Source organism: Immundisolibacter sp. (assembly GCF_028696615.1).
Classification (GTDB): Bacteria; Pseudomonadota; Gammaproteobacteria; order Immundisolibacterales; family Immundisolibacteraceae; genus Immundisolibacter.
In genome coordinates this window covers 1-7,983 of sequence record NZ_JAQVGQ010000122.1, presented here as the reverse complement: position 1 = coordinate 7,983, position 7,983 = coordinate 1, and the positions used below count along the sequence as shown (strand labels likewise).

Annotated in this window: 3 protein-coding genes, 2 tRNA genes and 3 pseudogenes; 6 read left to right on the top strand and 2 right to left on the bottom strand. The window is 69.6% G+C overall.

All coding sequences use genetic code 11. The annotated features are described in order from the left end of the window. The 4 genes from uvrC to PHC73_RS08990 form a co-directional block, all read left to right on the top strand. Positions 1-1,743: excinuclease ABC subunit UvrC (gene uvrC, locus PHC73_RS09005; protein ID WP_300126898.1), on the top strand; the 1,743-nt coding region annotated here is incomplete at its 5' end. Further along, positions 1,743-2,309 (top strand): CDP-diacylglycerol--glycerol-3-phosphate 3-phosphatidyltransferase, encoded by a 567-nt coding sequence (gene pgsA / locus PHC73_RS09000; protein ID WP_366949842.1) that lies wholly within the window; start codon positions 1,743-1,745, stop codon positions 2,307-2,309. The genes uvrC and pgsA, both read left to right, overlap by 1 nt. A 40-nt stretch (positions 2,310-2,349) precedes the next feature. Next, positions 2,350-2,425, top strand: a tRNA-Gly gene (locus tag PHC73_RS08995). Between the two features lie 51 nt (positions 2,426-2,476). Further along, a tRNA-Cys gene (locus PHC73_RS08990) sits at positions 2,477-2,550 on the top strand. A 32-nt stretch (positions 2,551-2,582) separates the two neighbouring features. On the opposite strand, the pseudogene PHC73_RS08985 reads toward PHC73_RS08990, so the two are convergent. Further along, positions 2,583-3,213: pseudogene (locus PHC73_RS08985) on the bottom strand (integrase core domain-containing protein). A gap of 93 nt (positions 3,214-3,306) precedes the next feature. Continuing rightward, positions 3,307-5,442: a TonB-dependent siderophore receptor gene (locus PHC73_RS08980; protein ID WP_300126896.1), complete on the bottom strand. Its 2,136-nt coding sequence runs from the start codon at positions 5,440-5,442 to the stop codon at positions 3,307-3,309. A 280-nt stretch (positions 5,443-5,722) separates the two neighbouring features. On the opposite strand from PHC73_RS08980, the pseudogene PHC73_RS08975 reads away from it, so the two are divergent. Both PHC73_RS08975 and PHC73_RS08970 read left to right on the top strand, forming a co-directional pair. After that, positions 5,723-7,588: pseudogene (locus PHC73_RS08975) on the top strand (ELM1/GtrOC1 family putative glycosyltransferase); the annotation flags it as partial. Between the two features lie 261 nt (positions 7,589-7,849). Next, positions 7,850-7,983, top strand: a pseudogene (locus PHC73_RS08970) (transposase); the annotation flags it as partial.

Below are 7,983 nucleotides of genomic sequence, written 5' to 3'. Positions count from 1 at the left end.
GGGCAGGTCATCTACGTCGGCAAGGCGAGCAACCTGCGCCGGCGCGTGTCGAGCTATTTCAGCAAGCGCCACGATTCGCCCAAAGTGGCGCGCATGGTGGCGCAGATCGCCGACATCGAGATCACCGTCACCGCCTCCGAGGGCGAGGCGCTGATCCTCGAGAACAACCTCATCAAGAGCCTGCGCCCGCGCTACAACATCATGCTGCGGGACGACAAGAGCTACCCGTACATTTATCTATCCAAAGGCGAGCCGTTCCCGCGCCTGGCCTTTCACCGCGGTGCGCGCAAGGGGCCGGGGCGCTATTTCGGGCCTTACCCAAGCGCCGGCGCGGTGCGCGACAGCCTGGCGCTGATGCAGCGCATCTTCCCGCTGCGCCAGTGCGAGGACGCCGTATTCCGCGCCCGCACCCGGCCGTGCCTGCAGTACCAGATCAAGCGCTGCACCGGGCCGTGCGTGGGCCTGATCGGGCCGGACGAGTACGCGCGCGACGTGCACCACGCCGAGCTGTTCCTGGAAGGCAAAAACGCACAGGTGATCGACGAACTCGCCGCGCAGATGTCGCAAGCCGCCGCCGCGCTCGACTACGAGCGCGCCGCGCGGTTGCGCGACCAGATCGCGGCGCTACGCCGCGCCCAGGAGCAGCAGGGCATCGAGGGCGTGGAGGCCGACATCGACGTCATCGCCTGCGCCAGCCGGGACGGCGTGGCGTGCGTTGAGCTGCTGTTCATCCGCGGCGGGCGCAGCGTCGGCACGCGCGCGTACTTCCCGCGTCTGGCCGACGATGCCGAGCCCGACACGGTGCTCGCCGCCTTCCTGCCGCAGCACTACCTCGACGGCGAGGTGCCGGCCGAAATTGTTTTGAGCCACGTGGTGCCGGACCAGGCGCTCATCGAAACGGCGCTCGCCGAAACCAGCGGCCACAAGGTGCGCCTGACCGCCGCCGTGCGCGGCGATCGCGCCAAGTGGCTGCGTCTGGCACGCACCAACGCCAGCCTCACGCTGGCGCGGCGCCTGGCCAGCTCCGCCAGCCTGCGCGAGCGCTACGAGGCGCTGCAGGACGCGCTGGGCCTGGACAGCCTGCCGCAGCGGCTCGAATGCTTCGACATCAGCCACACGCGCGGCGAGGCGCCGGTGGCCTCGTGCGTGGTGTTCGACGAAAACGGCCCGGCCAAGGGCGACTACCGGCGCTTCAACATCGAGGGCGTGACCGGCGGCGACGACTACGCCGCCATGGCGCAGGCCGTCGAGCGCCGCTACACGCGCCTGCAAAAAGGCGAGGGCGTGTTCCCTGACGTGCTGCTGATCGACGGCGGGCCCGGCCAGCTCGCGCGTGTTAAAACCGTGCTGGAGGAACTGCAGGTCAGCGGCCTTGCCGTGCTGGCCGTCGGCAAGGGCGAAACGCGCCGGCCGGGCGCCGAAACGCTGCTGCTGATGGGCCGCGAGCAGCCCATCTTCCTGCCGCCCGACTCGCCGGCGCTGCACCTCATCCAGCACATCCGCGACGAGGCGCACCGCTTTGCCATCGCCGGCCACCGCGGCCGGCGCCAGAAAGCGCGCAACACCTCGCCGCTCGAACACATCCCGCAGCTCGGCCCCAAGCGGCGCCGGCTGCTGCTGACGCGCTTCGGCGGGCTACAGGAACTGCGCCGCGCCGGCGTGGATGACCTGGCCCAGGTGCCCGGCATCAGCCGCGCACTCGCACAAACCGTCTACGACGCCCTGCACGGAGAACTCGCCTGATGAGCGGGCGCCTGCTGAACCTGCCGAACATCCTCACCATCGCCCGCATCGCCGCCATCCCGCTGGTGGTGATCTGTTACGTGCTGCCGGTCCCCTGGGGCCGCCCGGCAGCGGCGCTGCTGTTTCTGGCCAGCTCCGCCACCGACTGGCTGGATGGGTACCTGGCGCGGCGCTGGAACCAGACCTCGGCCTTCGGCCGCTTTCTGGACCCGGTGGCCGACAAGCTGGTGGTAGCGGCCGCGCTGGTGCTGCTGGTGCAAGGCCACCCGCACAGCTACGTGGCGGTGCCGGCCATCATCATCGTCGGGCGCGAGATCACCGTCTCGGCGCTGCGCGAATGGATGGCCGAGATCGGCCAGCGCGCCCGCGTGGCCGTGTCCACGATCGGCAAGAGCAAGACCGCGCTGCAGATGACCGCCATCACGCTCATGCTGTGGGACTACCCGCTGCTGGGCCTGCCGGTTTACGAGATCGGCGTGGTGCTGTTCTACCTGGCGGCGGCGCTGACGCTGTGGTCGATGGCGCTCTACCTGCAGGCCGCCTGGCCGAGCCTTCGCAAGTCTTGACAGCCCCGTCTTGCGAGGCCACAATTCGCTTCCCTTTCGGGCGGGAATAGCTCAGTTGGTAGAGCGCAACCTTGCCAAGGTTGAGGTCGCGAGTTCGAGTCTCGTTTCCCGCTCCATCGTTTCTTGACCGGCCGCGCCTCGTGCGCGGCCAGTCGTTTCTGGACCACGGCTAGGTGGCAGAGTGGTCATGCAGCGGCCTGCAAAGCCGTGTACGTCGGTTCGATTCCGGCCCTAGCCTCCATCTGCCCTTCCGCATACGTCCGCACGAACCCGCTAACAGGCCGCCAGGGCGGCAAGCCTGGAGAGCTGACGGTGGTAGTTTGCCTCGGCCTGGCGGGCGGGATATCGCCCAAAGGCGCCATCAGCCGGTGGTGGTTGAACCAGGACAACCCAGTCAAGGGTCGCCAGTTCGACGGCCTGTCGGGTCTTCCAGGTCGGCGGCAAATGAGCTCGGCCTTGTACGGGCCGTTGATGGTCTCGGCCAGGGCATTGTCGTAGCCGTCGCCCTTGCTGCAGACACAGGGCTCGATGCCCGCCTCGGCCAGCCGCTCGCTGTAGCGGATGCTGACGCACTGCGATCCACGATCCGAGTGCTGGATCAGCCTGCGCCCGCGCGTCCGCGCTGTCTGGCATACAGCAGATCCCGTTGGCCCGGCGCAACGCCATGACCTCGCGCCCGAGCGCCTGGCTCCGTTGCGCTTCGGCGCTCGTCGTGCCGCCGCGCCTGCCGGCATCGACCTCGGCCTGCTTGACCCAATCCAGCAGGGTCTGCCGCACGCAGCCGATCTTTCGCGCGATCGATTCGCGCCGTCGCCCACAGCGACGGGTACTCCCCGCGGTGTTCCTGCACCCTGCGCACAGCGCGCTCGCGGACCTCAGGTGAGAACTTGCTCGACTTGTTCATGGCTCCATCTTCTCAAGAGTTGGAGCCTCCACCATTCCCGGGGCGGTTCACAAAGCACGCGGCAGCCGACTGCAAGCCGAGCCAGCAGGCCGCTCAGAAGCTGTAACTCACGCCCGCATACAGCGAGCGCCCCGGGCCCGCCACGGCAATGCCCCACGGTACGCCGTTGATGGACATGGTGCGGCCCTGCCCCACATAGGCCCCGCCCAGCGGCAGCGCGTAGCGGCGGTCGAACAGGTTCTCGACGCCGGCATCCACGCGCACCTGCTGCCAGGTGTAGCTGGTGCGCAGGTGCACCAGCGTGTAGGAGGCGGTCTCGATTTCGTTGCGCACGTCCGACAGCCCGTCCTTGCGGCCCCACCACTCGGTCTCGAGCGCATTGCTCCAGTTGCCGAGCGACTGGTTCAGGGCCAGCGTGGCGCGCAGAGGCTGGATGTTGTAGAGGTCGTCACCGGAGGCGCGGTTCTCGCCGTTCACGTAGCCGAACACGCCGTCGAGCGCCAAATCGCCCACCGCCGTGCCGCGGGCCAGCTCGAGGTGGCCGGACAGGTCCACGCCGTACAGGCGCGCCGAAACGTTGTCGTACTGCAGCACATTGAACTGGCGCGGCAGGCAGCTCTTGCCGGGCGCGCAGCGGGCGTCGATGTAGTCCTCGACCCGCGTGTAGTACGGACTCAGGCGCACGCTCCACAGGCTCTGCGCGGCGTCGTGCCAGTCGGCGGCCAGGCTCAGCGTGCGGGCGATCTCGGGGTCCAGATCGGGATTGCCGACGTAGCCGTTACCGTCGCCGACCAGGTTGTTCATGATCGCGGCCATGGAATTGCCGGACCAGGTGTAACGCTCGTAGAGGTTCGGCGAGCGGGTCTTTTGCGCCAGTCCCGCCGAGTAAGTGGCCCCGGCGCTCGGCGTGTAGCGCAGCAGCGCGGTGAAGTCCCAGTTGCCGTCGCTGCGCGAGTGGTCGCGGGCGTTGAAGGCGGCGGCGTCGGCGGCGTACATCATGCTGTAGCCGTGCACGTCGCCGCTGTCCATGCGCACGTTCTCATAGCGCGCGCCGAGCAGGGTCTGCCAGGCGGCGTCCCAGCGCCGCTCCCACTCGCCGTAGGCGGCGTAGCGGTCGCGCTGGCCGTCGTCGATGTTCTCGAAGGTGCCCGGCGCCATCATCATGCCGCTGCCGGACGCCGGCCAGCGGTCGTCGAGGCGGTAGCGTTGATACTCGGTGCCCACGCGCAGCGTGTCGATGTCGGTCAGCGGCACGGCGGCGGCCAGCGTGGCGCCAGCGTTGCGGCCACTGGTCTGCATGGGCATGCCGGGCGCATCGCCGTACCAGAACTGGCGGTCGTCGCCGAAGTTCATCTGATGGTCGGTTTCCTCGTGGTAGACGCGGGCGGTGAGCTCGCCCCAGGAAAAGCGGCCGCGGTAGCCGGCGTTGACCTGGTCGGTCTCGTTGTCGGTGAGGTCCATGCGCTGGTTCGGAAAGCCCTCGAACGGCACCAGCTGATGGCGGTAGGTGACATCGAGCTGCTGGCCGTCGCCGCGCAGGCCGAGCTTGAGCGCGTGATTCACGCTGCGGTAGGCGGTGGAGCCCACCTCGTCGCCGTCGACCCAGCCGCCACCGGCCACCGGTGCGCCCGGCTTGAAGCTGCCGCCGGCGTCGTAGTCGTTGGCCTCGGTGCCACTGCCGGTGTAGTTGAGGCTGACGTTGGCGCCGGCGAGGGTGGAGTTCAGGTTCACGCCGCGGCCGTCGCCGTTGCTACGGTAGAAGGCGCCGGCGCTGCCGGTGAGCAGGGTCTGCCCCGGCTGCGCGAACAGGCTGGGCGCCGATTCGACCACGATGGTGCCGCCGATGCTGTCGCCACCCAGACTCACCGGCGTGATGCCGGCGTAGACCTCGGCCTTGGCGACCGCGGTCGGGTCGATGTACGACAGCGGTGAGTTCATGTGGTTGGGGCAGGCCGATACCAGGTCCATGCCGTCCACCTTGATGCGCAGGCGATCGTCACCCAGCCCGCGCACCATGGGCAGGCCGGCCAGACCGCTGGCACCCGACACCGCAACGCCCGGCAAATTGCGCAGCAGCGAGGCGGTGTCGCCGCTGCGGTAACGATCGCGGGCGATCTGCTGCGGCGACAGCGCCGCGTCCGGAGTGAGGGCGAGTGCGCTCCGGTCGAGCGGCGAGGAGATGACGATGCGCGTCTCCTCGGCCAGCACGGGGCCCGACAGGCCGGTCACGGCCAGCAGGACGAGGGACGATCGGCGGGCAGTGGTTTGCATAATCGAAATGACACGGTTGGATGCGAGGCTCGGCAAAATAGCCAAACCAAGCCGGCCGAACCATGCGACACGTTGTCGCAGGTCACCGCCAACGCCGCACGCCGCTCACCCCTCGTTGCCGCGAGCCTGGGACCGTGCATGGCTGGCGTGCGGTTTACTTGACGGCGCTCACCATGTAAGGCGGGCGTAAGTTTGGCGGCGCAGAGTGTCGTGGGGCTTTCGAACCAAGGAGCGACCCATGGCGATCAGAACGCAGCGCATCGCGCAGGGCCTGTGGCGCAATCTGACCGCTCCGGCCCGCAGCGGGGCGCGTCCCGGCCCGGTCAGGATCGTGTTGCCGCCCCTTGCCAGCGAGGCGGCGACGCCGCCGGTGCGCATCTTCATCGGCACGCAGGCGGCGCAGTTCCGCGCCGAGCGGGTGCTGCTGTGGTCGATCCTGCGCACGCGCGATCCGGCGCGCGCCTACGAGGTCTACCTGATGAAAGACCTCATCGGCTTCAATCCGCTGCTGTGGCTGACCGGCTTTACCAATTACCGCTACGCGATACCCGAGTTTGCCGGCTGCACCGGCCGCGCCATCTACAACGACGTCGATCAGGTCTACCTCGACGATCCGGCCAAGCTGTTCGACACGCCGCTGGATGGGCACGGCGTGTTGTCGATCAACGACCGCGACACCTCGGTCATGCTGATCGACTGCGCGCGCATGGCCGCGGTGTGGACGCTGCGGGACGCGCAGACTCGCGGGCATCGGGCGCTCGAGGCGCGCCTGCGGGCCGAGCCGGGACTTTGGGGGCCGCTCGACGGCGCCTGGAACGCGCGCGACCAGGAATACCAGCCGCGTCGCTCACGCCTCATCCACTACACGACCATCCACGCCCAGCCGTGGCGGCCGCAGCCACGGGACTATGTCTACCGCCAAAACCCGGCCGGCGAGGTCTGGTTCGATCTCGAGCGGCAGGCCGATGCGGCCGGTTTCACCGTGTTCGACGCCACCCGGCCGAGCCCGGACTTCCCGGCAAACTGGCTGCCCGCCGACCCGCCGGCAGACGATCCTGCCGCGCCGAGCGAGTCCTGGCAGCCACTGGCCGCGCGCCTGGCGCAGCTGCCCGACTGGGACGTGCCCTGGGTGCTGGATCACCTGCTGCGGGCGGCGCCCGCGCGCCTTGCCGTGAGCGTGGACCTCACGCGCCCGCCCCGCCAGGCGCCGGCTGATCCGCAGTGGTGGTATGCGCAGCTGGCGGCCGCCGGCGCCCGCCACCCGACGACGCGCTGGCATCTCGAAGTGCGGCGCCGTCGCCTGCCGGGCGCGGTGCGCCGGGATTTCTGGTCGGGCGGACCGCCGCCCGCCCAGCCGCGCACCTGGGCGCTGCTGTACCGCAAAGCCGGTCATCGCAGCCAGGCGCTGGGGCTCGCCGAGGCGCTCGGCTGGCCGTTCCAGACGCGCGAGGTCGGCGAGATTCGCCGTTATCTGGGCACGCTGCTCGGCACCGACGGCCCGCTCGCGCGGGGGCGCCTGCCCGGAGGCATCGAGCCGCCATGGCCCGACCTCATCATCGCCTCCGGCTGGCTGCCGGCCATCGTGGCGCGCTGGATCGCGCGCCGCAATCACGGCGACACGCGCCTTATCCTGCTCGGCCGCAAGGCGGGGCCACTTGGCGAATCGCAGGACATCGCCATCGGCTGCCGGCATTTCCGCCTGCCGCCCGAGCCGCGGCGCATCGATACCGTATTGCCGATCAGCAAGGTCAACCGTGAGCGCCTCATCGAGGCGGTGCAGCGCTGGCCGCGGCTGTTCGACGGCCAGCAGCAGCCGCGGGTGGTGCTGCTGGTCGGCGGCTCGTGCACGCAATACCGCCTCGATCCGGACACCGCCACACGGCTGGTCGGGCAGGTCGAGGCCGCAAGCCGAGCGGCCGGCGGCTCGCTCGCCATCGTCACCAGTCCGCGCACCGGTCGCACGGCCACCGAGGCCATCGTCGCGGCGGCGGGACCGGACACACGGATCGACGCCTACGTTCCGCGGCCGGAGCCGAGCAATCCGTTTCTGGGTTATCTCGCCGGCGCGGACATCCTGGTGGTGACCGGCGAGAGCGAGTCCATGCTGGCCGAAGCGGTGGCGACCGGCAAACCGGTCTACATCTACCCGCTGCCACAGCGCCGGCCGGGCCTGCCGCAGCGCCTGGCGCAGGCGGTCTACCACGGCGCCCTGCGCGATCGCATCAACGCGCGCGGCACGCCGCGCCCGCAGCAGGGCCTGCAGTACCTGTGTGCGCGGGCGCTCGAACGACGCTGGCTGGTGCCGCCGCGGGACATGCCGATGCTGCACCAGGGTCTGATCGGGCTTGGCGTGGCGCGGTTTTTCGAGGCATCCTACGGCTACAAACTCTCGGTCTGTGTCGATCGCAAGCACAAGCTCATCCGGCGCCTGAAGACCGACACGGCCAGCACCCACGACAGCCAGCACTTCGAGGCCCTGCTCGACTCGGGCAACACCTG

Excerpts from the sequence above, each read along its gene's own strand:
- pgsA (WP_366949842.1), top strand. The coding sequence starts at position 1,743 with ATGAGCGGGCGCCTGCTGAACCTGCCGAACATCCTCACCATCGCCCGC.